We start from the raw sequence: 23940 nt of genomic DNA on the forward strand, positions 1-23940 counted from the left end.
ACTCCCCTGTGAGGCCATTTCACTGGCGTCACCGGAGAAAATCAAGCGCAATCGGCGATTTGGAGGATGCGGGCGATCAGTATGTGGCGGCTGCCTAAAATTAGGGCAGCACCAATATGGCTGCGATCAGGCTTTGCCTTATGTCCAGGCAGGCGGCAGGCGCTGCTCAGAACGCGCGAAAGGTGACGACCGTGAACGTGTCCTTGATGCCTGGAAGAATCTGCACCTTCTCGTTGACGAAATGGCCGATGTCTTCCTCGTCGTCGACATAGAATTTGGCGAGCAGATCGTAGTTGCCGGCTGTCGAGTAGATTTCCGAAGCGATCTCGGCATCGGCCAAAGCGCTGGCAACGTCATAGGCCTTGCCCAGATCGCACTTTATCTGCACGAAAAATGCCTTCATTGACCGGTCCTGCTCAAGCTTGCGCCTACAGCGCCGCTCGTCCTTTAGAACGCGCAAAGGACGCTGTAGCACTTTGATTGCGCATGATCCTTTCCGAAAATCGATTCCGATTTTCGGGGTCATGCGCATAGGCGGCCCTTGTGGCAGACTGCCGCCCGGCTTTCAAGCATCAGGACGGCGCTCAGGCAGAACCCGATTTAAAGGAAGAAGCTTAACTGCGGCCGGACGGCGAATGTTCGCGGCTGCTGAAACCGTGAAGCGCCGCCGACCGATGTTATCGTCGGGCCGGATGGCAAGGATTACACGGCCGTCTACACGCAACAGCCCGACGGCAGCTTCCGCATCACCGGCTGCAGCCTGCGCTGCTTCCACTTCGCTGAGCACCTGAGCGCGTGCCCGAGCCGCGACGGTCTGATCAATCGCGCCGCCGGTAAAGCGTCCAGCTCAGCCCTGAAAGGCCCCAGTTCCTTGACGCATCAATTCGCTCATAGGCAAGTGCGCAAGCCGACGCGGGTTCGACCCGTTTCGATTGTATGTCAGGATCACCCTCCATGATCAGCCAAGCGGGACGTCGAATGCACAGTTCGTCTTTCGGGACGAACCAAGCCTGACGGCCTGTCCGCGCTGCAAAGTAGTCGACGACCATCGCAGTCCGGAAGTCGTGGTTGCTGGCATAGGTGGTGGCACCGTTTTGCGTCATCTGCCCCACGATCGAGGCATAGGAACCGCGGCCATATTCGTAGAACTGCAGCAGCGACGATATGCTGCCGCTCATCATGACCGCGAGCGCTCCTGCCGCCAGATATCTTTTGAACCCGCCCGCATCGAAGCCGCGACCGAGCATCTCGCCAGTCCAAAGCAGCAACAACGTTCCACTGACGATGAAATAGCGTGGGATCTGGAGATTGGGCAGATTCGCTGCGCACATGAGGGCAGGCAATCCCACAATTCCGATGACGTAGAGACTGGCCCGACGATCACGCCATATGCCGGCAGAGATGCAGACCATGCCGCAGGCAGCAGCGATGCAGGCCCAATCGCCAATCCAGGACGGCAGGCCCAGCAGATATCTGATCACCCCGCCATATCCCTTTGCGAACGCCTGGAACGAGAAAGGCGAAACACCCCCGACGACGAAGCCGGACAGCTGGGCGCCGACGACCACGCAGATGGCCAACGGCAGCACCGCAAGGACGGCAGGCGTGAAAGTCAAACCGACGTCAGCGAGTGTGCGGCCAATCCTTTCCGTGCGCAGCCAAGTGACCCATGTGGTCCAGGCTACAAGGACCGGCACCATTTCGATCATCGTGAGGTGAGACAGCAGGCCCAGCAGGATCGCCGCGGCCAAAGCGATGACCGATGAACCTCTTTTGTCGAGCCAGCGTTCCAGAAAAACCACAGAAAGGAGCGTGAACAGCACCAGCCCGGCGTAGCCGCGCGCTTCCGAGCCATAGTGGACCATCGGATAGCTCACTGCAAACAGCAGACTTGTGGAAATCATCGCCCATCGCCCGCGTGGCACTGCCGCAGCTGCAACAATCGTGCTGGCGCCGAACGCGATGGACAGGCCTCGTTGGAGCAGCGGCGAAGTATCAGGGCCGATCAGATACAGATAGGCCGAATTGAGGAAATGATTGTTGTCGTGATTTACGCGCCAGAAGATCTGGTTGATCGAGGTGAGTGGCTCGATGAGAGAAAAACTCCAGATCTCGTCCAGCCAGAGATCGCCGCGTGCGCCCAGCAACCGCAGAACAAGGCCAGCCACAACGATCGCAAAAATCGCAAGCGATGGCTTGGCCATCCATCGCCGGACCGACATGAAAGAAGAGGCGCAAGGTTCGGCAACGCCGTTCGTCCGCGCCGTCACTTCTGAAGCTGAAGCTTGTCCCGAGACGAACAGGTTCTTGGTCCCCGCCCAATGCCATCCCGGCAATGCTTATTCGTCAGTCGTTTCAAAACAGTTCCCGGACAGGCTTTAGCGGGCTGGAATATCGCCCCTTGCCCAGCCCTCAGAAATTTCCACCGCCCGAGCCTCGAAGGCGCCGGCCTCGATGGCGGCACGAATGTCCTGCATCAGCTTCTGGTAGTAGGAAAGATTGTTCCAGGTCAGCAGCATCGCCCCCAACGCCTCTTGCGAGCGGACCAGATGGTGCAGATAGGCGCGCGAATAATCTCTGGCGGCCGGGCAGTCGCTCTCCTCGTCCAGCGGGCGCGGATCGTCGGCATGGCGAGCGTTGCGCAGATTGACCTTGCCGCGCCGTGTATAGGCGAGGCCATGACGGCCGGCGCGCGTCGGCATCACGCAATCGAACATGTCGATGCCGCGCGCCACCGATTTCAAGATGTCGTCAGGCGTGCCGACACCCATCAGATAGCGCGGCCTGTCCGCCGGCAGCTCCGGGCAGGTGATTTCGAGCATTTCGAGCATCACCGCTTGCGGCTCGCCGACGGCCAGCCCGCCTATCGCATAGCCCTTGAGGTCCATCGCTTTCAGCGCCTGCGACGAGCGCAGCCGCAAGGCCGGTATGTCGCCGCCCTGGACGATGCCGAACATCGCCTTGCCCTGCTGATCGCCGAATGCCGCCTTGCAACGCTCGGCCCAGCGCAGCGACAGCTCCATGGCCCGCTCGATCTCTTTCTCCATGGCCGGCAGCGCTGTGCATTCGTCGAGCTGCATCTGGATGTCGGAATCGAGCAGTCCCTGGATCTCGATCGAGCGCTCGGGCGACATCTCATAGGCGGCGCCGTCGATGTGCGAGCGGAAGGTGACGCCCTTCTCGGTGAGTTTCCTCAGCTTCGACAGCGACATAACCTGGAAGCCGCCGCTGTCGGTCAGGATCGGATGCGGCCAGCGGGCGAATTCATGCAGGCCGCCAAGCCGCGCCACACGTTCGGCGCCGGGCCGCAGCATCAGATGATAGGTGTTGCCCAGGATGATGTCCGAGCCGACGCCACGCACCTGATCCATATACATGGTCTTGACCGTGCCGCCGGTGCCGACCGGCATGAAGGCGGGCGTGCGGATTTCTCCGCGCGGCATGGTGATCGCGCCGCGCCGCGCTTTGCCGTCGGTCGCCAGCACCTCGAAGGTAAACGCCTTAGTCATTGAATTCCTTGTGTATACCGGACGCGCGTCCATCGTTCTCCTCCTTGAACAGCAGACTTGCGTCTCCGTAGGAATAAAACCTGTAGCGGTTCTCGATCGCATGCGCATAGGCCGCACGCATCGTCTCCAGACCGCAAAACGCCGAAACCAGCATGAACAGCGTCGAGCGCGGCAGATGGAAATTGGTCATCAGCATGTCGGCGGCCTTGAAACGGTAGCCGGGCGTGATGAAGATGTCCGTCGGGCCGGACCACGCGGCGAGCCGGCCGTCCTCCCGCGCAGCGCTTTCAAGCAGGCGCAGCGACGTCGTGCCGACGGCGATGATGCGCCCGCCACGCGCCTTTGCCGCGTTCAGCGCCTCGGCGGTTTCCGGGCTGACCGAGCCGATCTCGGCATGCATCTTGTGATCGGCGGTGTCGTCGACTTTCACCGGCAGGAACGTGCCGGCGCCGACATGCAGGGTGACGAAGCGCCGCTCGACGCCTTTGGCATCGAGCGCGGCGAAAAGCTCCGGCGTGAAATGCAGGCCGGCCGTGGGTGCCGCCACGGCGCCCTCCTCCCTGGCATAGATGGTCTGGTAGTCGCTGCGGTCGCGCTCGTCGTCATCGCGCTTCGAGGCGATGTAGGGCGGCAACGGAATGTGGCCGACGGCATGCAGCGCCTCGTCGAGGAATGGACCTGACAGGTCAAAGCCAAGCAACGCCTCGCCGGCCTCGCCCTTCTCGATCACCGTGGCATCGAGCTGGCCGAGAAAGCAGGAATTGGTGTCATGGCCGAAATGGATGCGGTCGCCAACGGCGATGCGCTTGCCCGGCCGCATGAAAGCCAGCCAGCGGTCGGGAGCCACCCGCATGTGCAGCGTGGCTTCGACTTGCGCCGCCGCTTCGCCGCGCCGCCTGATGCCTTTCAACTGCGCCGGAATGACCTTGGTGTCGTTGAAGACCAGCACATCACCGGCCTCGAGCAGGGTCGGTAGCTCGCGCACCGTCCGGTTCTCAAGCCCCTCACCCGGCCTGACAACCAGCATTTTGGCGCTGTCGCGCGGTTCTGCCGGTCGAAGCGCGATGCGCTTCTCCGGCAGTTCAAAGTCGAAAAGGTCGACGCGCAAGGAAATCCCAACTCAAGGTTCCGGGCAGGTCACCGCCCAGGCGCCAACACCGTCGATGCTCAGCGTGCCGCCCATTGCGAAATTGGACTGTTCGCGGGCCTTGACCAGTCGCAGTTTGGCGACAATCGAGCTGATACCCTCGTCGGTGAGATCGATCGCCATGTGCTGGTCGTCCTCGAATGCCTGTCCGACGATCACTTTCGTCGATCCCGGCTGACCGTCGGTGGTCCATGTCTTGCCGCCGGCATCCAGCCACACGCGCGCGACTGCGATCGCGGCGGTGTTTCCCATCAGGACATCGATCGACGCCGCGTCGCCTTCAGCGCTGCAAACGATCGATTCCGTCGCCAGCGCCGAAGTGGCCGCCGCGACAAGCATCAGAGTGATAGCCGCGACAGCCCGGTAGATCATTTCACGTCGGCCGCGACCTTCAGCGACACGATCTTGTCGGGATCCGGCACCGGCTCGCCGCGCTTGATCTTGTCGACATTGTCCATGCCTTCGATGACCTGGCCCCAGACCGTGTATTGGCGATTGAGGAAGGCGGCATCGTCGAAGCAGATGAAGAACTGCGAGTTGGCCGAGTTCGGGTTCTGCGAGCGCGCCATCGAGCAGGTGCCGCGGCCATGGTTGGCGTTGGAGAACTCGGCCTTCAGGTCGGGCTTGTCGGAGCCGCCCGTGCCGGCACGGGCGGGCGCGAAAGAGGGCTTGCTGGAATTGCCGAATTTCACATCGCCGGTCTGCGCCATGAAGCCGTCGATGACGCGATGGAACACCACGCCGTCATAAGCGCCTTCGCGCGCCAGTTCCTTGATACGGCCGACATGGCCGGGCGCCAGATCGGGAAACAGTTCGATGACGACCTTGCCCTTGGTCGTTTCCATGATGAGCGCGTTCTCGCGGTCCTTGATCTCGGCCATGTCAGAATATCCTTTGAAACTAATGGGTTTACTTGCCGTCGGCGGCGATACGCACCTTGATCATGCGATCGGGACCGGTGACAACCCCGTTCTGCGCCTCGTCGCCTTTCTTTATCTGGTCCACCAACTCCATGCCTTTCTCGACATTGCCGACGATGGTGTACTGGCCATCGAGCGGCGGCGCCGGCGCGAACATGATGAAGAACTGCGAATTGGCGGAATCCGGGTTTTGCGAGCGGGCCATTCCGACGACGCCGCGCACGTAGCGCTCGGATGTCGAGAATTCAGCCGGCAGGTCGGGAAGATCGGAACCGCCGGTGCCGACAGCATCGGCGTTGAAGCCGTTCTTCATGTTGCCGAATTTCACGTCGCCGGTCTGCGCCATGAACCCGTCGATGACGCGATGGAAAGCGACGTTGTCGTAAGCGCCCTGGCGCACCAGCTTCTTGATCTGCTCGACATGCTTCGGCGCGAGATCAGGCCTGAGTGCGACGGTCACGTCGCCGCCCTTCAGCGTGATGATCATGGTGTTTTCCGGATCGGCGGCGAAGGCCGAAACAGATGCAGCCACGAGGCCGAAAAGAACGACAAAGCAAGTGGCGAGCCTTTTGAGCTGCATGGATCTTTCTCCGAAAACCTTTGTTTCATGCATGTCGATGTCCCGAAACCGGGTTCGACTTTTGGGCGACATGCATTATTTCGCGAATTTGGCAGTGAGCGCGCCGGCCACAGCCGCTGGCACGAAGGGGCGGATGTCGCCTCCCATCGAGGCTATCTGACGGACAAGTGTGGCGGTAATGGTTCGCACCGAAGGGCTGGCGGGTAGAAAAACCGTCTGCAATTCCGGCGCCATGGTCTCGTTCATGCCGGCCATCTGCATCTCATAGTCGAGATCGGTGCCGTCGCGCAGGCCACGGATCATGATCGAGGCGCCGTGCTTCCTGGCCGCGTCGATGACCAGCCCGTCGAAGGCGACGACCTTGATGCGGGCGCCGTCACGGCCGAATTCGGCCTTCGTCGCCGCTTCGATGAGGCCGACCCGTTCCTCGAAGGAAAACAGCGGCTTCTTGCCGGGATGAATGCCGATCGCCGCATAGACGGTGTCCGCCACGGCCAGCGACGCCTTCAGCACGTCGAGATGGCCGTTGGTCAGCGGGTCGAAGGAGCCGGCATAAAGAGCGATGCGTTCTGTCATGGCAGGTGCTTCTAGCGAGCCTGTCTCGCAAAGGCAATCCGATCAGCGAGCCGCCGATGCATGTCGCCCAAAGTGCGCAGCGGTTTTGGGACAACGACATGCACCCAGACAGGGACTCAATGCGCATCGCCTGGGCCACGTTATTCGCGATGCGCTTTGAGTGAACCTTTTGACCGAAATGAACGACAGATGAACGGGCCGATCACAGAGGCTTCACGCAGCGTTCACTAGGTTGCAGATTCAGAAGATGAAACCAAAACCCCATTTAAACGTTGTTAGGCGCAGGAGAACACGCACATGCTGATCTACATGCTCGCCGCCGCAATGACCGTCGCCATGCTGATTGCAACCGTATTCGGGTTGCATCAGGAAGCAGGGCGTGTCCGCGCCAAGGCCAATACCAAACGGTTCGAGGGCTTCGGCATCCGCAAGCCTTATCGCCACTTCTGAACCGGCCGTTATTTGTTGACGGCGCCGGCCCATCGGGCCGGCATTTCCCCATCAAGGCCTACTCGCCGCTGTTGTCCGGGTCAGCACCGGCATCCGGGCTGGCGTTGCCCTCAACACTCTCTTCGGCTTCCTCGTCCGATTGCGGTTCCGATATCCGCTCCACCGAAACGACCTTCTCGCCGTCGGCCGTGTTGAAGATGGTCACGCCCTTGGTGGCGCGGCTGGCGAAACGAATGCCGTTGACCGGCACGCGGATGACGGTGCCGCCGTCCGAGACAAGCATGATCTGATCGTCGTTGCCGACCGGGAAGGTCGCCACCAGGCGACCGATCTCGGCCGCTTTCGACACGTCGGTGGCACGAATGCCCTTGCCGCCGCGCCCTGTAAGGCGGAAATCATAGGAAGACGAACGCTTGCCGTAGCCATATTCCGTCACCGTCAGCACGAACTGCTCATGTGCCTTGAGGAATTCGTAGCGCTCGTCGGAAAGCTCCGTCTCCTCGCCAACCTCTTCATTGGTAAGCTGGATGTCTTCGTCCTCGCCGGCCGCAATGCCGGCGGCGAGCCGCCGTTCGGCCACCACCCGCTTGAGATAAGCGGCGCGCTCGGCCGGCGGCGCCTCGACATGTTCGATCACCGCCATCGAGATCACCCGGTCGGTGGCAGCCATGGCGATGCCGCGCACGCCGACCGAGTTGCGGCTCTGGAAGACGCGCACGTCGCTGACCGAGAAGCGGATGCACTGGCCGGAGCTTGCGGTCAAAAGCACGTCGTCATTGTCTGTGCAGGTCTCGACGCCGAGAATCTCGTCGCCTTCCTCTTCCAGCTTCATGGCGATCTTGCCGTTGCGGTTGACCTGGACGAAGTCCGACAACTTGTTGCGGCGCACCGTGCCGCGCGTGGTGGCGAACATCACGTCGAGCTCGCCCCAGCTGGTCTCGTCCTCGGGCAGCGGCATGATGGTGGTGATGCGTTCGCCCTGCTCCAGCGGCAGCATGTTGATCAGCGCCTTGCCGCGCGACTGCGGGTTGCCGATCGGCAGGCGCCAGACCTTTTCCTTGTAGACGATGCCACGCGAAGAGAAGAACAGCACCGGCGTGTGCGTGTTGGCGACGAACAGCCGGGTGACGAAATCCTCTTCCTTGGTCGACATGCCGGAACGGCCCTTGCCGCCGCGACGCTGCGCCCGATAGAGCGACAGCGGCACGCGCTTGATGTAGCCGGAATGGCTGACCGTCACGACCATGTCCTCGCGCTGGATCAGGTCCTCGTCTTCCATATCCGCCCCGCCCTCGGACAGCTCGGTGCGGCGCGGCGTGCCGAACTCGTCGCGCACGGCGGCAAGCTCGTCCTTGACGATCTGCTGAATGCGGGCGCGGGACGACAGGATGTCCAGGTAATCCTTGATCTCGTCGCCGATCGTGTTCAACTCGTCGGCGATTTCGTCGCGGCCGAGCGCGGTCAGGCGCTGCAGGCGCAGTTCGAGGATGGCGCGGGCCTGTTCCTCGGACAGATTGTAGGTGCCGTCCTCGTTGATGCGGTGGCGCGGATCGTCGATCAGCAGGATCAGCGATTCGACGTCGCCCGAGGGCCAGCGCCGCTCCATCAACTGCTCGCGCGCCGTCTGCGGGTCCGGAGCGCTGCGGATCAGCTTGATGACCTCGTCGATGTTGGCGACAGCAATGGCAAGGCCGACCAGCACATGGGCGCGGTCGCGCGCCTTGCGCAGCAGGAATTTCGTGCGCCGGCTGATCACATCCTCGCGGAAGGCGACGAACGCCTTCAGCATGTCGGTTAGCGTCAGCAATTCCGGCTTGCCGCCGTTCAGCGCCACCATATTGGCGCCGAACGACGTCTGCAGCGGCGTGAAACGGTAGAGCTGGTTGAGGATGACGTCGGCGACCGCGTCGCGCTTCAGTTCGATGACGACGCGGTAGCCTTGGCGGTCGCTTTCGTCGCGGATGTCGGAAATGCCCTCGATGCGCTTGTCGCGCACAAGCTCGGCCATCTTCTCGATCATCGACGACTTGTTCACCTGATAGGGAACTTCGGTGATGATGATCGATTCACGGTCATTGCCGCGTTGCTCAATATTGACGCGGCCGCGCATGACGATGGAGCCGCGGCCGGTCGAATAGGCGCTGTAGATGCCGGAACGGCCAAGCACGATGCCGCCGGTCGGGAAATCCGGCCCCGGAATGATCTCCATCAGCGCCGGCAGGTCGATTGCCGGATTGTCGATGAGGGCAATGGCGCCGTTGCAGACCTCGCCCAGATTGTGCGGCGGGATGTTGGTGGCCATGCCGACGGCAATGCCGCCGGAGCCATTGACCAACAGGTTCGGGAAGCGCGCCGGCAGGACTTTCGGTTCGCTGCCGGACGCATCATAAGTGTCCTGGAAATCGACGGTGTCCTTGTCGATGTCTTCCAGCAACTCATGCGCGACCTTGGTCAGCCGCGATTCAGTATAACGCATCGCCGCCGGCGGATCGCCGTCGATCGAGCCGAAATTGCCTTGCCCGTCGATCAGCGGCACGCGCAGCGACCAGTCTTGCGCCATGCGCACCAAGGCGTCGTAGATCGAGGCGTCGCCATGCGGATGGTATTTACCCATCACGTCGGCGACCGGGCGGGCCGATTTCACATATTTGCGGTTCCAGTGGTAGCCGCTCTCATGGGCGGCGTAGAGGATGCGGCGATGCACCGGCTTCAACCCGTCGCGCACGTCCGGCAGCGCACGGCTGACGATCACGCTCATGGCGTAATCGAGATAGGAGCGCTGCATCTCCTCGATGATGGATATCGGCTCGATGCCGGTGGGGCCGCCGTCGGCGCCGCGCGGTGTCTTCTGGTCGGTCAAATCAGGTCACAATCTAATCAGGAATCACTCGGTGCTTATATAGGAAGCCGGACCGAAACTCCAATGTCCGCGGCAGTTTTCCAGTGGCGATTTTTGTGGTGATTTCAAAAGGATATCACCGATTGCGACGATATGGCCGAGGCGCTTTTCGTGGCCGCGGGCGTAAAGCTGATTGTCAGGCCAATTTTGCTTCATAAAGCCGGAACGGCAGATGCGTTCGGCAATTTATCGCCTAGCCGCCGGGCCCGATAGGCGCCGGGGGGCTCCCCCATCACGCGCCGGAAACGGCGGTTGAAGGTCGACAAATCGTTGAACCCCGCCTCGAAGGCGATCGTCGAGATCGCCTCGTCCGACATGCGCAGCCGCACCGCCGCCCTGTGCAGCCGGGTCTTCAGCAGGAACTGGTAGGGCGTCACGCCCGCCACGTGCCGGAAGCTGCGCAGGAAATGGTAGGGACTGGTCGCCGTCTCGCTTGCAAGCTCGGCAAGCGAGATCGGCCTTTCGGCGTCCTTTTCGATGCGCCGTACCGCCTCTGCGACACGTTTCTGGTCGCGGCGGCTCGGCACCCGGGCAGCAGGCGTGACGCCGGAGGCGACGGCCGCGCCGGCAATGCGCAGAGCGAGTTCCTCGAACGCGTCGATGTCGGCCATCTCGCGCGCGGCTTCCGCCTCGGCCAGCAGCGCTGCCAGCGCCGGCAAGGGCGGCAGGCGCGGCATCTTGAAATTCAGCTTCTTTGCATCCGGCATGCCGGCGACGATCTGTTCCATATAGGCCGGCTCGAAATGGAAGGAGAGGCAACGGTCGCCAGCGCCATGCTCGTGTCCGCATTCATAGCATGTGCCGGGGTTGCCGAGCAGAAGCGCGCCCGGCGCCAGCATCGCTGTTCCCTGTTGCGCTCGGTAGCGGAAGGTGCCGCTGGTCACCACGGCGACGCAGAACTTGCGATGCTCTTCCTCGAACGCGCGATCAGCGGCGCCGGCGGTGCAGACCACGTCCGACACCTGCCAGCCTCGCCCAGACGCCAGTGTATGCGCGCTTGTCGTCATGGCTTGAAAGATAGCAATTTTTCCCAAGCACAGAACCCTGCTGCCGCCTATTCTTCCCAATCTCCTGACAAGATGGGGCTCCTGACAAGACGGGGCTCCTGCCAAGATGAGGTCGAAATCATGCTCAATTCATCTTCCTTTGCCGAAGCCCTGCACAGCGACGGGCCTGCGGGGGACCTTGCCGAAAAACTGAACCTTTACGGCCGCTTCGTCGGCGCCTGGACATTCGATGCCACGCGCCATCTCGAAGACGGTCAGGTGCTGACCGGGCGCGGCGAGGTGCATTTCGGCTGGGTGCTCGAGGGCCGCGCAATCCAGGACGTATGGATCCTGCCAGCACGCGACGCCGGCCCCTCGCCGTCGCTCGGCAAATGGACCTTCTATGGCACGACACTGCGCGTCTATGACCCCGGCGTCGACGCCTGGCACATCTTCTGGAGCGATCCGCGCACCCAATATTACAGCCGTCAGCTCGGCCGCGCCGAGGGCGACACCATCGTCCAGCAAGGCGCAGACGGCACCGGCGCCTCGGTGCGCTGGAGTTTTTCCCGCATTACCGAAAATTCATTCCGCTGGCTGGGCGAACGCTCGCAGGACGACGGCGCGACCTGGCGGCTCGAAGTCGAGTTCCTGGCGCGGCGCACAACTGGAAACTGACGGCCCAACATATTGTAAAAAAGGAGAAAAAGATGCTGGATCATGTCTCGATCGGCGTCCGCGATACCGACGCCTCGAAGCGTTTTTATGATGCCGCGCTGAAGCCGCTTGGCTATACCTGTCTCAGCCAGTCGCCGGGCTCGCTCGGCTATGGTGCGGAGGCGGTGTCGCTGTGGGTGAACGAGGCTCAGCGCCCGGTTTCGGCCGACGGCGAGTCCGGCCTGCATTTCTGCTTTGCGGCGCCGACGCGGAGCAGCGTCGACGCTTTCCATGCGGGCGCCTTGCGTGCGGGCGGCAGTGACAATGGGGCACCTGGCCTGCGCCCCAGCTACGGCGAAGACTACTACGCCGCCTTTGTCATCGACCCGGACGGCTATCGCCTCGAGGCCTATTGCGGAGCGGCCGGCTAGGCTCATCCTGCCCCATCAAGGTTGCCGAATTCCCGCGGCTCAAACGGTTTCCACTGACCCTGCTTTGCTCTACCAATGCCAAGATTGGGCAATGCCAAGATTGGGCAATGCCAATATTGGGGCAATGCCAGTATTCGGGCACGGCCCGGCGGGGAGGGTCAGAGATGCCGAGCTTCGACAGCCTGTTCAACGCCTTCGTCACCATTCTCGTGACCATCGACCCGCCTGGCCTGGCACCACTCTTCCTCGCGGTGACCCGCGGCATGAACCGCGAGGAGCGCAACCAGGTTTCCGTGCGCGCCTCGATCATCGGCTTCCTGGTGATGGCGCTGTTCGCAATCGCTGGCGCATCGATCCTGTCGGTGTTCGGCATCACGCTGCCGGCCTTCCGCGTCGCCGGCGGCTTTCTGCTGTTTTTCATCGCCTTCGAAATGGTGTTCGAGCGCCGGCAGGACCGCAAGGAGAAGATCGGCGATGTCGCCATCACCAAGGATATGATCCACAACATCGCCGCCTTCCCGCTGGCGATCCCGCTGATCGCCGGTCCGGGCGCGATTTCAGCGACCGTCCTGCTGTCCGGCTCCTTTCCGGGCTTTGGCGCGCAGGCAGCTCTTGTCGGCATCATCGCGATCTGCCTTGTCATCACCTATCTGGTGTTCGTGCTGGCCGAGCGCATCGACCGCATCCTCGGCCAGACCGGCCGCTCCATCCTGACGCGGTTGCTCGGCGTCATCCTGGCGGCACTCGCCGTGCAGTTCGTCGCCGACGGCATCAAGGCGCTGATGGCGGCATGATGTCAGATACGGTAACCGACCCCAAGATCGTCGAGCTGGAACTCGCATTGTTGCGGGCGCCGACCCGCTATGACCCGGATTTTCTTGAAACCGTGCTCGACGACGGCATGATCGAGTTCGGAAAATCCGGCAATAAATATGGCAAGAGATCGATTCTGGCAGCGCTTCCTGCGTCGAAAGCCGAACCGGCACCGGATGATGAGCTGGAAATGACCGACGTCAGAACAGTTCAATTGGCGCCTGAGGTGGTGCTTTTGACTTACCGGCTAAGGCCCAAGAAAGAAAAAGCTATTCCATCACTGCGCAGTTCCATATGGAAACGCACCGATGGGCACTGGCGATTGGTATTCCACCAGGGAACCCGAGCCGCGTCCGAAGAAACAAACGGTCCCTGAACGCGGGATTTGTCATACGGGCTTCGTCGTCCAACTCGCGGGGGCGACGCTATCCTATTTCGCCGTCGTATCAATAACTTCGAAGTCGTGGGTGATCTCGGCGGTCTTGGCTACCATCGCCGAAGCCGAGCAGTATTTTTCGATCGAAAGGTTGATCGCCCGCCTCACCTTGTCGGGTGAGAGCGCCCGGCCTTTGACGACGAAATGCATATGGATGCGCGTGAATACTCTGGGATCGGCCTCCGCCCGGTCGGCGTCAAGTTCAACCACGCAGTCTTCGACCGCCTCCCGCCCCTTTTCGAGAATGTGGACGACATCATAGGCCGAGCAGCCGCCGGTGCCGAGCAGAACCAGTTCCATCGGGCTCGGCCCCGGCGTCTTGCCGTCCGGCCCGAACGCGGTTCCCAGCACCAGCTTGTGGCCGCTGCCGGATTCGCCGACGAAAGTGCGCTCCTCAACCCATTTGATCCGCGCTTTCACCTGATACGTCCTTCCACCGCGCATCACTCAAATGCACAACGTCCCGAAAATCCCAGGAGAGATTTCGGGACGCCAATTCGTGGCCTCAAGTAGCTAGCGTTGTGGCAGAGCCGTTCGCTCCGAGGGATCAGAACGGGATTTCGTCGTCCAGTTCGCGCGACGAACCGCCGCCACCACCCTTGTTGCCGCCACCGCCGCCGCGATTGAAACTCTCGCCCGGGCCGGACTGCCCGAAATCGGAGCCGCGACTGCTGCCGCCACCGGCGTAGCTACCGACCTGACCGCCCTCGCCCTGCCCGCGTGCGTCGAGCATCTGCAGCTCGCCGCGGAATTTCTGCAGCACGATTTCGGTGGTGTAGCGGTCATTACCAGTCTGGTCCTGCCATTTGCGCGTCTGCAACTGGCCCTCGACATAAACCTTCGCACCCTTCTTCAGATACTGCTCGGCGACCTTGGCGAGCTGGTCGTTGAAGATGACGACGTTGTGCCACTCGGTCTTTTCCTTGCGCTCGCCGGACGTCTTGTCGCGCCAGCTTTCCGACGTGGCGACGCGGATGTTGACGACCGGCTCACCCGAATTCAAACGGCGGATTTCCGGGTCCGCCCCGAGATTGCCCACCAGAATGACCTTGTTGACGCTACCCGCCATGATACTTCTCCGCGCTCATCCGAAACTAATTTTTGTCGCTGCACCTTATAGAGTGTGGGTTCTCTCCGCTTGCTGTGGCTGGCTTTTCCCACAAGGTTTTTGTTCTCTTTTCGTTCTAGAATGGAGGTACTGCGCTGTCAATGGTTGTCAGTAACAAGTAGTGTCTTGGCGTCGAATTTCCACGCCTATGGGATCGAGGGCGAACCAATGAAGACGGTTGCGCATGACGACCAGCCGCAAGAGGAGTGGCGAGCGGGAGTACAGACTCGCATGCACGTCTCGGCCCGCAACGGCGCAACTCAACTTTGCATATTTGAACAGTGGGTCGAACCGGCAGTTGGCGCCCCGACACATTGGCACCCGGTCGAGGAAGTGCTTACTGTGATCGCTGGGAAGGCCGAGATGTGGATCGATGAAGACCGTGTCGTCTTGACCACCGGACAGTCGCTTGTTGTCTCCGCGCACAGGAAACATGGCTTCCGAAACGTCGGCTCAGAAATGCTTCATATACAGGCCGTGCTCGCGTCACCAATTTTCGAGGCGACGTTCAACGGATCCACGGAGACGGTGAGGCGCTGGCTTCCAACGGCCTTGTAAAAAACCGCGCCTGCCTAAAAACACGGCTTGCCAAACCAATAAGTGTAGACTTATGCTTCTGCCATGATCGAAGCAGAGATTTTTCGAGCGCTTTCCGACCCGACGCGCCGCGCCGTCTACGAACGGCTCGCCGCCGGCGAGATGACCGTATCGGAACTGCGCAGCGGCATGACCGTGTCGCAACCGGCCGTGTCGCAGCATCTCGCGGTGCTGCGCGGCGCCGGCCTGGTGGTCGAGCGGCGAGCCGGCCGCCACGCCTATTATCGCGCCGATCCGCAAGGGCTTGACCCTCTGCTCGGCTGGGTCGAGCGCTACCGTGCGTTCTGGCCCGAGCGTATCGAACGGCTCAAGGCGGTTTTGAAGGATATGGATCAATGACTCCAAAACAGCATTCGGACGCGACGGACTCGATCGAGTTCGAGTGCGAGCTTCCAGACCCGCCAGAAAAAGTGTGGCGGGCGCTGACGGTGCCGGACCTGCTCGCGGCCTGGATGATGCCGAACGACATCAAGCCCGAGATCGGCAGCCGCTTTGCCTTTGCCAAGCCGGACGCACCGATCGAGTGCGAAGTCCTCGACGCCGAGCCTGAACGCCTGCTGCGCTACTCCTGGCGGGAGCGGCCGGAGCCTGGCAATGCAGCGGATCCGCTCGCCGGCCCGCTGGATAGCCCAATGGATAGCATTGTCACCTTCACGCTCGACCGCACCGTGTCGGGCGGCACGCATCTGCGCATCGTCCACGATGGATTTGCGCGGGTAGCTACATCTGCGGTTGCGATGGTGGGCGGCGGTTGCCGGCTTTCGCTCAACGCACACAGCACCAAACAGACAATTGCCGCAAACACGCCTCGCCTGTTCCTGCGCGCGGCCTGAGCCACACAACGGAGAAAAGCGATGAGCGGTTTTGCCAATTTGGTGCCAATGGTGATCGAGCAGTCGAGCCGCGGCGAACGCGCCTTCGACATTTTTTCGCGGCTGCTGCGAGAGCGCATCGTCTTCATCAACGGCCCGATCGACGACAATGTGTCGGCACTGGTCTGTGCTCAGCTCCTGTCGCTGGAATCCGACAATCCCGACAAGGAAATATCCCTCTACATCAATTCGCCGGGCGGCGTGGTGACCAGCGGCTTCGCCATCTACGACACGATGCAGTATATCCGCAGCCCGGTATCCACCGTCTGCATGGGTTTTGCCGCCTCGATGGCCTCGTTCCTGCTGATGGCGGGCACGCCGGGACGGCGCATCGCGCTGCCCAACACCAGCATCGTGCTGCACCAGCCGCTGGGTGGCTTTCAGGGTCAGGCTTCCGATATCCAGCGTCACGCCGAAGGCATCCTGCGCACCAAGAAGCGCATGACCGAACTCTATGCGCATCACTGCGGCCGCACTTACGAGGAGGTCGAACGCACGCTCGACCGCGATTATTTCATGACCGCCGCGGAGGCAAAGACATGGGGCCTTGTCGATCATGTTTTCGATACGCGCAAACAGGCGGCGTGAAGGGGTAACCGAACACCATGAGAGACAACAGCCAAGCCGTTCGGCAAGTTTGATCGCCACCGGTCTGGCTTCGGGCCATGTGCGGCGATATGGTCGTTCGATGGTCGATAAAGATTCACGCATGCGTTTGAACAGGCTTGTCGTCGGCATCGCTGCCGCGGCGATGACATCCAGCACGGCGTTCGCCGAAGACAATTCAACGCCTTCGCACAAAGGCACGCTGCCCGGCGTGGCCGACGACTATCGCATCGCCAAGCCGGCTCCCGAGCCCGACGATGCCGTGCCCGGCAACGGTAACGGCCAATTCAAGATCGGCGATACCGATGTCAGGATTTCCGGCAGCTTAACCTTCGATGTCAGCGCCGGCTCGATCAAGCCCTCCCGGCGATAGGCCATCTGCCTTCATCGCTGCCACAAGGGCAGCCCGTGCGCTTGCGGTCATCTGAAACGAATAGCCCCGCCGTTGCTTCAGCAAAACGGTCGGGGCTTTCTTGGATTTAAAATCCAACTTGCCGGGAATATACTGCCGGCGTTCGATTTCGGATGCTTCGCGGTGTTCAGCCGCTGATCCGACTAGTGGTCTCTGATTTTTATAAGGATCGACAGGTCACGGTTTGTCGGGCGGCGCAAACGCCTGGCCCTGGCACTTATGCCTGCCGCGGCTCCACCGACACGTGGAACCTCAAGGGACTGTCCGGTGGAGTCATTCCTTCTGCTCTCCTCTTCTGTCCATTGCGACCAGTGTCGTCCGAAGCACATATCGCAAAAGCCTGCGACGTCTAGCAGGCCACCTTGGGGTGGCGAGGCCATCGAAAGACGGCCGGCTTCGGTGACGTTTGGGAGTCTGACTCTCTGAGGCTGAGACGTCAACAGTTGGATAGCCGATTACAAAAAATGTGATCGCTTATACGGCAAATCCGAAATCCGCTGCAGTTTTGAGCAGCGCGGCATCGGCCGTGCTGCGTTCGTGAGCTAGCAAACGCGTGGAACTTTAAATCCATCATGATACGGCGGTTTGTGAAGCTGGTTTCATGGACGCTTTTGTCAGGAGCGTGTTCGGTCTTTGTTCTTTGCGCTTGCTCGCCCGCGCGAAAGACGGTTAAAGGCTTTGGTCGAGAGTTGTGGCGTCTCTCGAAAAGGTGACGAAATTACCTACATAGGGGATGGCCGGGACAACCCGCCATCCCATGAGATTCCAGATCTGAGGCGGCGACCGGCGATGGCCGACCATAAATATCTTTCCATTCGCGGGGCGCGCGAACACAATCTGAAGAATGTCGATCTCGACCTGCCGCGTGACAGCCTGATCGTCATGACCGGCCTGTCGGGATCCGGCAAGTCGTCGCTCGCCTTCGACACCATCTATGCCGAGGGCCAGCGCCGCTACGTCGAGAGCCTGTCAGCCTATGCCAGGCAATTCCTCGAAATGATGCAGAAGCCTGATGTCGACCAGATCGACGGTCTGTCGCCGGCCATCTCAATCGAGCAGAAGACCACGTCGAAGAACCCGCGTTCGACGGTCGGCACCGTCACCGAGATCTACGACTACATGCGGCTGCTGTTCGCGCGCGTTGGCATTCCCTATTCGCCCGCCACCGGCCTGCCGATCGAAAGCCAGACGGTGTCGCAGATGGTCGACCGCGTGCTGGCGGTCGAGGAAGGCACGCGCCTATTCATCCTGGCGCCGATGGTGCGCGGTCGCAAAGGCGAGTACCGCAAGGAACTGCTGGAGCTACAGAAGAAGGGCTTCCAGCGCGTCAAGGTCGACGGCGTGTTCTACGAAATTGCCGACGTGCCGGCGCTGGACAAGAAGTACAAGCATGACCTCGACGTCGTCGTCGATCGCATCGTCGTGCGCGGCGACCTGGCGACGCGGCTTGCGGATTCCATTGAAACCGCGCTGAAGCTCGCCGACGGGCTGGCGGTCGCCGAATTCGCCGACCGGCCGCTCGATGCCAGCCAGACCGGCGAGGATTCGGTCAACAAGTCGAAGAACGAGACGCATGAGCGCATCCTGTTCTCGGAAAAATTCGCTTGCCCGGTATCCGGCTTCACCATTCCCGAGATCGAGCCCAGGCTGTTCTCCTTCAACAACCCGTTCGGCGCCTGCCCGACCTGCGACGGCCTCGGTAGCCAGCGTGCGATCGACGCCAGCCTGATCGTGCCCGACGACAATCTGTCCCTGCGTGCCGGCGCCGTCAGCCCGTGGGCGAAATCGACTTCGCCCTATTACGTGCAGACGCTGGAGGCGTTGGGCAAGGCCTATGGCTTCAAGCTCGGCGACAAGTTCAGAGATCTGACCGAAGAGGCAAAGCAAGCCATCCTGCATGGCACCGGCGAGCGCGAGGTCACCTTCCAGTATGATGACGGCCTGCGCTCCTACAAGACGACCAAGACCTTCGAAGGTGTCATTCCCAATCTGGAGCGGCGCTGGAAGGAAACCGAATCCGCCTGGATGCGCGAGGAGATCGAGCGCTTCATGTCGGCCACGCCTTGCCCGGCCTGCCGCGGCTACCGGCTGAAGCCGGAATCGCTTGCGGTGAAGATCGCCGGAAAGCACATCGGCGAGATTACCGAGCTGTCGATCCGCAAGGCCGACCATTGGTTCACCGAGCTACCCGCCTCGCTCAGCGACAAGCAGAACGAGATCGCGGTGCGCGTGCTCAAGGAGATCCGCGAGCGGCTGCGCTTCCTCAACGATGTCGGGCTCGACTATCTGACGCTGTCGCGTAATTCCGGCACGCTGTCGGGCGGCGAGAGCCAGCGCATTCGGCTGGCCTCGCAGATCGGCTCCGGCCTTACCGGCGTGCTCTATGTGCTGGACGAGCCGTCGATCGGCCTGCATCAGCGCGACAATGCGCGGCTCCTCGACACGCTGAAGCATCTGCGCGACATCGGCAACACGGTGATCGTCGTCGAGCATGACGAAGACGCCATCCTGCATGCCGACTATGTCGTCGATATCGGCCCGGCCGCCGGCATCCATGGCGGCCACATCATCGCGCAGGGAACACCGCAGCAGATCATGGCAAGCCCGGCCTCGATCACCGGCAAATATTTGTCCGGCGAGCTCGAAGTCGCGACGCCGGCCGTGCGGCGCGAGGCCAAGAAGAACCGGCGCCTGAAGATCGTCGGCGCGCGCGGCAACAATCTGAAGAACGTCACCGCCGAAATCCCGCTCGGCACCTTCACCGCCGTCACCGGCGTCTCCGGCGGCGGCAAGTCGACCTTCCTGATCGAGACCTTGTTCAAGGCGGCGTCGCGCCGCATCATGGGCTCGCGCGAGCATCCGGCCGAGCACGACCGCATCGAGGGCCTCGAATTCCTCGACAAGGTCATCGATATCGACCAGTCGCCCATTGGACGGACGCCGCGCTCCAATCCCGCCACCTACACCGGCGCCTTCACGCCGATCCGCGACTGGTTCGCCGGCCTGCCGGAGTCCAAGGCGCGTGGCTATCAGCCAGGCCGCTTCTCGTTCAACGTCAAGGGCGGCCGCTGCGAGGCCTGCCAGGGCGACGGTGTCATCAAGATCGAGATGCATTTCCTGCCGGATGTCTATGTCACCTGCGACGTCTGCCATGGCAAGCGCTATAACAGAGAGACGCTCGACGTCTTATTCAAGGGCAAGTCGATTGCCGACGTGCTCGACATGACGGTCGAGGAGGGCGTCGACTTCTTCGCCGCAGTGCCCGGCGTGCGCGACAAGCTGGAGACGCTGAAGCAGGTCGGCCTCGGCTACATCCATGTCGGCCAGCAGGCGACGACTTTGTCGGGCGGCGAGGCGCAGCGCATCAAGCTTGCCAAGGAGCTGTCGCGCAAGGCGACCGGCAAGACGCTCTACATCCTCGACGAGCCGACCACCGGCCTGCATTTCCACGACGTCGCCAAGCTGCTCGAAGTGCTGCACGAATTGGTCGATCAGGGCAACACGGTGGTCGTCATCGAGCACAATCTCGAGGTGATAAAAACCGCCGACTGGGTGCTCGACCTCGGTCCCGAAGGCGGCGACGGTGGCGGCGAGCTGGTGGCGTCCGGCACGCCGGAGGACATCGTTCGCGAGAAGCGCAGCTACACCGGCCAGTTCCTGCGGGAGTTGCTGGAACGGCGCCCCGGAGGCAAGCGCGAAGCGGCGGAGTGAATGAGGACTGGCTGGCGGCGTTTGGAAGAACCTTCAAATGAAGATCAGAAGAGCGCTTGCCGGTGATCTTGATGCTGTCGTTGAACTGACCACCGCTGCCTACGCGCGCTACACTGCGTTGCTGGGCGCGCCGCCGATCCCGGTGATAGAGAACTATGCGCCGCGGATCGAACGCGGCGAAGTCTGGTTGCTGGAAAGCGATGATGAGACGGCCGGACTGCTGGTTCTCGAACGGCATGCAGATCACGCAATGATCTTCTCCGTCGCCGTCGCGCCTGCCTCCCAAGGCAAGGGTTTCGGCATCTCGCTGCTCAATCACGCGGACGAACAGACGCGGCTGCAGGGCTTGCCCGAGGTGCGGCTCTATACCAACGCTAAGATGGAGCGGAACATCGCGCTCTACAAAGAGTATGGCTTTCACGAAACGGGTCGTCGGCCCAATCCATATCGGCCAGGGTGGACGATCGTCGACATGGCGAAGACTGTCGAGACGATCGCTACGGCCTGATCCTTTTCAAACTCGGGAGGACGAAAATGACCCAATCAGGAAAAATCCGCGCCGGCATGGGCGGCTGGACCTTCGAGCCGTGGGACACGTCCTTCTATCCGGACAAGCTGTCCAAGGCGAAGCAGTTGCACTACGCAACCCGGCAGGTGCCGAGCATCGAGGTCAACGGCACCTATTATTCAAGCTTCAAGGAGCCGACCTTCGTCAAATGGGCTGGTGAGGCGCCGGATGGCTTCGTCTATTCACTGAAAGGCAACCGCTTCGTCACCAACCGCCGCGTGCTCGGCGAGGCCGGCGAGTCCATGATGCGCTTCCTGGGGTCGGGCGTCGCCGCACTCGGCGACAAGCTCGGGCCGATCCTGTGGCAATTCGCGCCAACCAAAAAATTCGACCCGGACGATTTCGAAGCCTTCCTCAAGCTTTTGCCTGAAAAGCAGGACGGCGTGGCCCTGCGCCATGCGGTGGAGGTGCGCAACGACAGCTTCGTCGTGCCGGAATTCGCCGCCCTGGCGCGCAAATACAAGGCCGCGATCGTCTACGCCGACCACGCCAAATATCCTGGGATCGCCGATGTCACCGGCGATTTCATCTATGCCCGGTTGCAGACCGGCAGCGACGACAATCCCGACTGCTACACGCCAAAGGCGCTCGACGAATGGGCGGCGCGCGCAAAACTCTGGGCGGAAGGCAAGGTGCCGGCCGACCTATCGCGCGCCGATCCGTCGATCGACGCACCGGTAAAGCCGCGCGATGTGTTCGTCTACTTCATCACCGAAGGCAAGGTCCGTGCGCCGTTCGGCGCCATGGCGCTGATGAAGCGTGTCACAGGCTGACGGCCTGGAATTGTGACATCTTCATCACCATCGTAACCTTATCGATACCTCCTTGCTGCATGAATCCGCGGAGCTAGGGCAGCCGCGGGTTAGGGCATGTCGCTCGACTACCACTCACTTCTGCTGGCTGTCGGTTTTTCCGCCGCCTGCCTGAGCCTGACGTTGTTCGGCATCTGGCTGACGGCACGAACGGAAAAGTTCCTGCTAACATGGGCGATCAGCGCTTTGTTGGTCGTCGGCGATGTTTTTATCTACCAGGACTATATCGAGACGCCCGGACGCATCCTCGGCATTGCGACGTTCGCGCTGCTCCTGGTTGGGTTCTCGACCATGCTGGGTGCCGCCTACCAGTTCAGGTCAGGCCGATCGCCGATCCCGCTGACGGTTCTCGGCAGCTGCATCTCGCTTGCCCTGGCGCTGCCGCCGATGGCGCTCGGATATGACGGGCTCGGCTTCATGTTCGAAAATCTCCTTGCCGCCCTGCTTCTGTTTGCAACGGCCTATCAGTACTGGATCGGGCGCGCCGAAGCCCCAGTCCCGATCATCGGCCTCTCCGTGCTCTACTCGACCACCGGCGTTTCCTTTGTGCTGTGTGCCGTGGCTCTTGCGTGGGATGGGAAGCTTGTCCTCGGACATGCGCCGAGCAACTGGGCCGAGGATCTGAGCCTCGTCATCGTCATCGCCAGCATGACTGGCATCGGTGCCCTTTCGCTGGCGCTCAACCAGGGCCGCCTGGCCCGACATCACCGTCTGGATGCGCTGACCGATCCGCTGACCGGCCTGCTCAATCGCCGCGCTCTGTTCGACCTCAACGGCGGCGCCCCGATCGGGGCTTTCACGGCGGTGGTCGTGTTCGACCTCGACGGCTTCAAGGCCATCAATGACGAATTCGGCCACGCCACGGGCGATCAGGTGCTGAAGGTGTTCGCCAAGGAACTCGTCGAGAACCTTCGCCCGACCGATGTCGCCGCGCGCATGGGCGGAGAGGAATTCGCGCTGGTTCTGAAGCGCACCCTGCCCGAAGCGGTGGAGTTCACCGCCGAGCGTATACGCACCGCCTTCGCCGCGCGTGTCATCGAGACCGAAACCCGTCACCTGACATGTACGGTCAGCGCCGGATACGCTTTCGGCAGCAATGACGGCATGAGCTTCGACAAGGTGCTCAGCGCCGCCGACAAGGCGCTCTATGCTGCTAAGCGCGGCGGTCGCAACCGCGTCGAGGCTTCGACATTCCGACGCGCGAGCTAGCCGCTTGGCGGCACGGGCAGCCGCCCCTCCGCCAGCTCTTATGCCGCCATGACGACCTCGTTGTAGGCATCGAGATCGACGTAAAAGACCTTGGTGATCTCCGCAATCAGCTCGTCGTGATCATATCCCTGCGATTTCAGAATGTTGATGGCGGTCATGATGTCAACGCGCTCGGTGAGCCGTCGTTTCTGGTAGTCCTCGACATAACGTTCCATCGGCTGTCCCGGGCCCAAGTGCCCCAAAATGCATTGAACAACGATCAGATCGCAGGAAGAGGGTTGCTCGCATGGAACATGCCAGCTGAGCCCGCGCCTCACCTTGATCTGTCAACGAGACTGATACGGAAAGCGGCCGACTCAACAAGGCCAAGTAAAGCCTAGCATGCAATCTTCGGCGCGCTAGAGTTGCAAACGATGTGATTGAAGAAAATCTCGTAGGCCTTTGTGATTTCGTCATCCTTGGGCGTAGCGACGCGAAGCGGAGCGAAGACCCAAGGATCCATGCCGAAACTTCCGAGCGTCACAACGGCACAGAATCCAGGATGGTGTGCGCCGGAAAAACGGCTTCTGTTCTTGACCGCTGCATTCTTTGACCGACGGCGCGGCATGGATCCTGGGGTCTGCGCCGCGTCGCTTCGCTCC

27 protein-coding genes and 1 pseudogene are annotated in these 23940 nt (G+C 61.7%); 15 read left to right on the forward strand and 13 right to left on the reverse strand.

Annotated elements, in window-relative coordinates; genetic code table 11:
- Positions 1–166: 166 nt before the first annotated feature.
- Complete coding sequence (locus CIT25_RS14880) at positions 167–403, reverse strand: Lrp/AsnC ligand binding domain-containing protein (RefSeq protein WP_023674883.1); 237 nt, start codon at positions 401–403, stop codon at positions 167–169.
- Between the two features lie 273 nt (positions 404–676).
- On the opposite strand from CIT25_RS14880, the pseudogene CIT25_RS38255 reads away from it, so the two are divergent.
- A pseudogene (locus CIT25_RS38255) lies at positions 677–791 on the forward strand (DUF4864 domain-containing protein); the annotation flags it as partial.
- A gap of 27 nt (positions 792–818) precedes the next feature.
- Here CIT25_RS38255 and CIT25_RS14890 read toward each other — a convergent pair.
- The 7 genes from CIT25_RS14890 to coaD all read right to left on the reverse strand — a co-directional run bounded on the left by CIT25_RS14890 (position 819) and on the right by coaD (position 6732).
- A complete protein-coding gene (locus CIT25_RS14890; protein ID WP_095485295.1) occupies positions 819–2204 on the reverse strand; it encodes a hypothetical protein in 1386 nt (461 codons plus the stop codon).
- Positions 2205–2378: 174 nt separating this feature from the next.
- Positions 2379–3509 (reverse strand): tRNA guanosine(34) transglycosylase Tgt, encoded by a 1131-nt coding sequence (gene tgt, locus CIT25_RS14895; RefSeq protein WP_095485296.1) that lies wholly within the window; start codon positions 3507–3509, stop codon positions 2379–2381.
- Positions 3502–4617 carry a tRNA preQ1(34) S-adenosylmethionine ribosyltransferase-isomerase QueA gene (gene queA / locus CIT25_RS14900; RefSeq protein WP_095485297.1) on the reverse strand — a complete coding sequence of 372 codons (1116 nt, stop codon included), beginning with the start codon at positions 4615–4617 and terminating at the stop codon, positions 3502–3504. The genes tgt and queA overlap by 8 nt, the downstream gene beginning before the upstream one ends.
- A 12-nt stretch (positions 4618–4629) precedes the next feature.
- A complete protein-coding gene (locus tag CIT25_RS14905; protein WP_095485298.1) occupies positions 4630–5028 on the reverse strand; it encodes a hypothetical protein in 399 nt (132 codons plus the stop codon).
- Complete coding sequence (locus tag CIT25_RS14910; RefSeq protein WP_091593716.1) at positions 5025–5537, reverse strand: peptidylprolyl isomerase; 513 nt, start codon at positions 5535–5537, stop codon at positions 5025–5027. The genes CIT25_RS14905 and CIT25_RS14910 overlap by 4 nt, the downstream gene beginning before the upstream one ends.
- A gap of 28 nt (positions 5538–5565) precedes the next feature.
- Positions 5566–6156, reverse strand: a complete 591-nt coding sequence (locus tag CIT25_RS14915) for a peptidylprolyl isomerase (protein ID WP_095485567.1) — start codon at positions 6154–6156, stop codon at positions 5566–5568.
- 75 nt (positions 6157–6231) lie between these two features.
- Positions 6232–6732, reverse strand: coding sequence for a pantetheine-phosphate adenylyltransferase (gene coaD / locus CIT25_RS14920; protein WP_095485299.1), 501 nt, complete (start codon positions 6730–6732; stop codon positions 6232–6234).
- A 297-nt stretch (positions 6733–7029) separates the two neighbouring features.
- On the opposite strand from coaD, the gene CIT25_RS14925 reads away from it, so the two are divergent.
- Positions 7030–7182, forward strand: a complete 153-nt coding sequence (locus CIT25_RS14925; RefSeq protein ID WP_095485300.1) for a hypothetical protein — start codon at positions 7030–7032, stop codon at positions 7180–7182.
- Between the two features lie 58 nt (positions 7183–7240).
- Here the strand turns inward: CIT25_RS14925 and gyrA are convergent, their stop codons facing one another.
- The gene (gene gyrA / locus CIT25_RS14930; RefSeq protein WP_095485301.1) at positions 7241–10042 is read right to left on the reverse strand and encodes a DNA gyrase subunit A; all 2802 of its coding nucleotides are present in this window, start codon (positions 10040–10042) and stop codon (positions 7241–7243) included.
- A gap of 191 nt (positions 10043–10233) precedes the next feature.
- Positions 10234–11088, reverse strand: a complete 855-nt coding sequence (locus CIT25_RS14935; protein WP_095485302.1) for an AraC family transcriptional regulator — start codon at positions 11086–11088, stop codon at positions 10234–10236.
- Positions 11089–11208: 120 nt separating this feature from the next.
- Here CIT25_RS14935 and CIT25_RS14940 point away from each other — a divergent pair, with 120 nt between their 5' ends.
- The 4 genes from CIT25_RS14940 to CIT25_RS14955 all read left to right on the forward strand — a co-directional run bounded on the left by CIT25_RS14940 (position 11209) and on the right by CIT25_RS14955 (position 13344).
- A complete protein-coding gene (locus tag CIT25_RS14940) occupies positions 11209–11745 on the forward strand; it encodes a hypothetical protein (protein ID WP_095485303.1) in 537 nt (178 codons plus the stop codon).
- A gap of 32 nt (positions 11746–11777) precedes the next feature.
- On the forward strand, positions 11778–12155 hold the full coding sequence (locus CIT25_RS14945) for a VOC family protein (protein WP_095485304.1): 378 nt from the start codon (positions 11778–11780) through the stop codon (positions 12153–12155).
- Between the two features lie 164 nt (positions 12156–12319).
- On the forward strand, positions 12320–12949 hold the full coding sequence (locus tag CIT25_RS14950; protein WP_029352879.1) for a MarC family protein: 630 nt from the start codon (positions 12320–12322) through the stop codon (positions 12947–12949).
- Positions 12946–13344: a nuclear transport factor 2 family protein gene (locus CIT25_RS14955; RefSeq protein ID WP_245329854.1), complete on the forward strand. Its 399-nt coding sequence runs from the start codon at positions 12946–12948 to the stop codon at positions 13342–13344. The genes CIT25_RS14950 and CIT25_RS14955 overlap by 4 nt, the downstream gene beginning before the upstream one ends.
- A 54-nt stretch (positions 13345–13398) precedes the next feature.
- On the opposite strand, the gene CIT25_RS14960 is transcribed toward CIT25_RS14955, so the two are convergent.
- Both CIT25_RS14960 and ssb read right to left on the reverse strand, forming a co-directional pair.
- Positions 13399–13824: an OsmC family protein gene (locus tag CIT25_RS14960; RefSeq protein ID WP_095485569.1), complete on the reverse strand. Its 426-nt coding sequence runs from the start codon at positions 13822–13824 to the stop codon at positions 13399–13401.
- Between the two features lie 127 nt (positions 13825–13951).
- Complete coding sequence (gene ssb, locus CIT25_RS14965) at positions 13952–14473, reverse strand: single-stranded DNA-binding protein (RefSeq protein WP_095485305.1); 522 nt, start codon at positions 14471–14473, stop codon at positions 13952–13954.
- Between the two features lie 207 nt (positions 14474–14680).
- Here ssb and CIT25_RS14970 point away from each other — a divergent pair, with 207 nt between their 5' ends.
- The 9 genes from CIT25_RS14970 to CIT25_RS15010 all read left to right on the forward strand — a co-directional run bounded on the left by CIT25_RS14970 (position 14681) and on the right by CIT25_RS15010 (position 23299).
- Positions 14681–15070: a cupin domain-containing protein gene (locus CIT25_RS14970; RefSeq protein WP_245329855.1), complete on the forward strand. Its 390-nt coding sequence runs from the start codon at positions 14681–14683 to the stop codon at positions 15068–15070.
- Between the two features lie 63 nt (positions 15071–15133).
- A complete protein-coding gene (locus CIT25_RS14975) occupies positions 15134–15448 on the forward strand; it encodes an ArsR/SmtB family transcription factor (RefSeq protein ID WP_095485306.1) in 315 nt (104 codons plus the stop codon).
- Positions 15445–15942, forward strand: a complete 498-nt coding sequence (locus CIT25_RS14980; protein WP_095485307.1) for an SRPBCC family protein — start codon at positions 15445–15447, stop codon at positions 15940–15942. Before CIT25_RS14975 ends, CIT25_RS14980 begins: the two co-directional genes overlap by 4 nt.
- Before the next feature lie 21 nt (positions 15943–15963).
- Positions 15964–16569: an ATP-dependent Clp protease proteolytic subunit gene (locus tag CIT25_RS14985; RefSeq protein WP_095485308.1), complete on the forward strand. Its 606-nt coding sequence runs from the start codon at positions 15964–15966 to the stop codon at positions 16567–16569.
- 121 nt (positions 16570–16690) lie between these two features.
- Positions 16691–16960 carry a hypothetical protein gene (locus tag CIT25_RS14990; protein WP_095485571.1) on the forward strand — a complete coding sequence of 90 codons (270 nt, stop codon included), beginning with the start codon at positions 16691–16693 and terminating at the stop codon, positions 16958–16960.
- An 828-nt stretch (positions 16961–17788) separates the two neighbouring features.
- Positions 17789–20710 carry an excinuclease ABC subunit UvrA gene (gene uvrA, locus CIT25_RS14995; protein ID WP_095485309.1) on the forward strand — a complete coding sequence of 974 codons (2922 nt, stop codon included), beginning with the start codon at positions 17789–17791 and terminating at the stop codon, positions 20708–20710.
- Positions 20711–20747: 37 nt separating this feature from the next.
- Entirely contained in the window at positions 20748–21218 is a 471-nt protein-coding gene (locus CIT25_RS15000; RefSeq protein ID WP_095485310.1) for a GNAT family N-acetyltransferase, read from the forward strand.
- A gap of 26 nt (positions 21219–21244) precedes the next feature.
- Positions 21245–22051 carry a DUF72 domain-containing protein gene (locus CIT25_RS15005; protein WP_095485311.1) on the forward strand — a complete coding sequence of 269 codons (807 nt, stop codon included), beginning with the start codon at positions 21245–21247 and terminating at the stop codon, positions 22049–22051.
- A gap of 96 nt (positions 22052–22147) precedes the next feature.
- On the forward strand, positions 22148–23299 hold the full coding sequence (locus CIT25_RS15010) for a GGDEF domain-containing protein (RefSeq protein ID WP_095485312.1): 1152 nt from the start codon (positions 22148–22150) through the stop codon (positions 23297–23299).
- Positions 23300–23337: 38 nt separating this feature from the next.
- Here CIT25_RS15010 and CIT25_RS15015 read toward each other — a convergent pair whose 3' ends face one another.
- On the reverse strand, positions 23338–23514 hold the full coding sequence (locus tag CIT25_RS15015; RefSeq protein WP_095485313.1) for a hypothetical protein: 177 nt from the start codon (positions 23512–23514) through the stop codon (positions 23338–23340).
- Positions 23515–23940: the final 426 nt, after the last annotated feature.

The sequence above is a fragment of the Mesorhizobium mediterraneum genome (assembly GCF_002284565.1).
Lineage (GTDB): Bacteria > Pseudomonadota > Alphaproteobacteria > Rhizobiales > Rhizobiaceae > Mesorhizobium > Mesorhizobium mediterraneum.

What these genes read in the sequence shown, in the direction of transcription:
- CIT25_RS14880 (WP_023674883.1), bottom strand. Translation starts at nt 403, where the DNA reads ATGAAGGCATTTTTCGTGCAGATAAAGTGCGATCTGGGCAAGGCCTAT.
- CIT25_RS14890 (WP_095485295.1), bottom strand. Translation starts at nt 2,204, where the DNA reads ATGGCCAAGCCATCGCTTGCGATTTTTGCGATCGTTGTGGCTGGCCTT.
- tgt (WP_095485296.1), bottom strand. Translation starts at nt 3,509, where the DNA reads ATGACTAAGGCGTTTACCTTCGAGGTGCTGGCGACCGACGGCAAAGCG.
- CIT25_RS14905 (WP_095485298.1), bottom strand. Translation starts at nt 5,028, where the DNA reads ATGATCTACCGGGCTGTCGCGGCTATCACTCTGATGCTTGTCGCGGCG.
- CIT25_RS14910 (WP_091593716.1), bottom strand. Translation starts at nt 5,537, where the DNA reads ATGGCCGAGATCAAGGACCGCGAGAACGCGCTCATCATGGAAACGACC.
- CIT25_RS14915 (WP_095485567.1), bottom strand. Translation starts at nt 6,156, where the DNA reads ATGCAGCTCAAAAGGCTCGCCACTTGCTTTGTCGTTCTTTTCGGCCTC.
- coaD (WP_095485299.1), bottom strand. Translation starts at nt 6,732, where the DNA reads ATGACAGAACGCATCGCTCTTTATGCCGGCTCCTTCGACCCGCTGACC.
- CIT25_RS14925 (WP_095485300.1), top strand. Translation starts at nt 7,030, where the DNA reads ATGCTGATCTACATGCTCGCCGCCGCAATGACCGTCGCCATGCTGATT.
- CIT25_RS14935 (WP_095485302.1), bottom strand. Translation starts at nt 11,088, where the DNA reads ATGACGACAAGCGCGCATACACTGGCGTCTGGGCGAGGCTGGCAGGTG.
- CIT25_RS14940 (WP_095485303.1), top strand. Translation starts at nt 11,209, where the DNA reads ATGCTCAATTCATCTTCCTTTGCCGAAGCCCTGCACAGCGACGGGCCT.
- CIT25_RS14945 (WP_095485304.1), top strand. Translation starts at nt 11,778, where the DNA reads ATGCTGGATCATGTCTCGATCGGCGTCCGCGATACCGACGCCTCGAAG.
- CIT25_RS14950 (WP_029352879.1), top strand. Translation starts at nt 12,320, where the DNA reads ATGCCGAGCTTCGACAGCCTGTTCAACGCCTTCGTCACCATTCTCGTG.
- CIT25_RS14955 (WP_245329854.1), top strand. Translation starts at nt 12,946, where the DNA reads ATGATGTCAGATACGGTAACCGACCCCAAGATCGTCGAGCTGGAACTC.
- ssb (WP_095485305.1), bottom strand. Translation starts at nt 14,473, where the DNA reads ATGGCGGGTAGCGTCAACAAGGTCATTCTGGTGGGCAATCTCGGGGCG.
- CIT25_RS14970 (WP_245329855.1), top strand. Translation starts at nt 14,681, where the DNA reads ATGAAGACGGTTGCGCATGACGACCAGCCGCAAGAGGAGTGGCGAGCG.
- CIT25_RS14975 (WP_095485306.1), top strand. Translation starts at nt 15,134, where the DNA reads ATGATCGAAGCAGAGATTTTTCGAGCGCTTTCCGACCCGACGCGCCGC.
- CIT25_RS14980 (WP_095485307.1), top strand. Translation starts at nt 15,445, where the DNA reads ATGACTCCAAAACAGCATTCGGACGCGACGGACTCGATCGAGTTCGAG.
- CIT25_RS14985 (WP_095485308.1), top strand. Translation starts at nt 15,964, where the DNA reads ATGAGCGGTTTTGCCAATTTGGTGCCAATGGTGATCGAGCAGTCGAGC.
- CIT25_RS14990 (WP_095485571.1), top strand. Translation starts at nt 16,691, where the DNA reads ATGCGTTTGAACAGGCTTGTCGTCGGCATCGCTGCCGCGGCGATGACA.
- uvrA (WP_095485309.1), top strand. Translation starts at nt 17,789, where the DNA reads ATGGCCGACCATAAATATCTTTCCATTCGCGGGGCGCGCGAACACAAT.
- CIT25_RS15000 (WP_095485310.1), top strand. Translation starts at nt 20,748, where the DNA reads ATGAAGATCAGAAGAGCGCTTGCCGGTGATCTTGATGCTGTCGTTGAA.
- CIT25_RS15005 (WP_095485311.1), top strand. Translation starts at nt 21,245, where the DNA reads ATGACCCAATCAGGAAAAATCCGCGCCGGCATGGGCGGCTGGACCTTC.
- CIT25_RS15010 (WP_095485312.1), top strand. Translation starts at nt 22,148, where the DNA reads ATGTCGCTCGACTACCACTCACTTCTGCTGGCTGTCGGTTTTTCCGCC.
- CIT25_RS15015 (WP_095485313.1), bottom strand. Translation starts at nt 23,514, where the DNA reads ATGGAACGTTATGTCGAGGACTACCAGAAACGACGGCTCACCGAGCGC.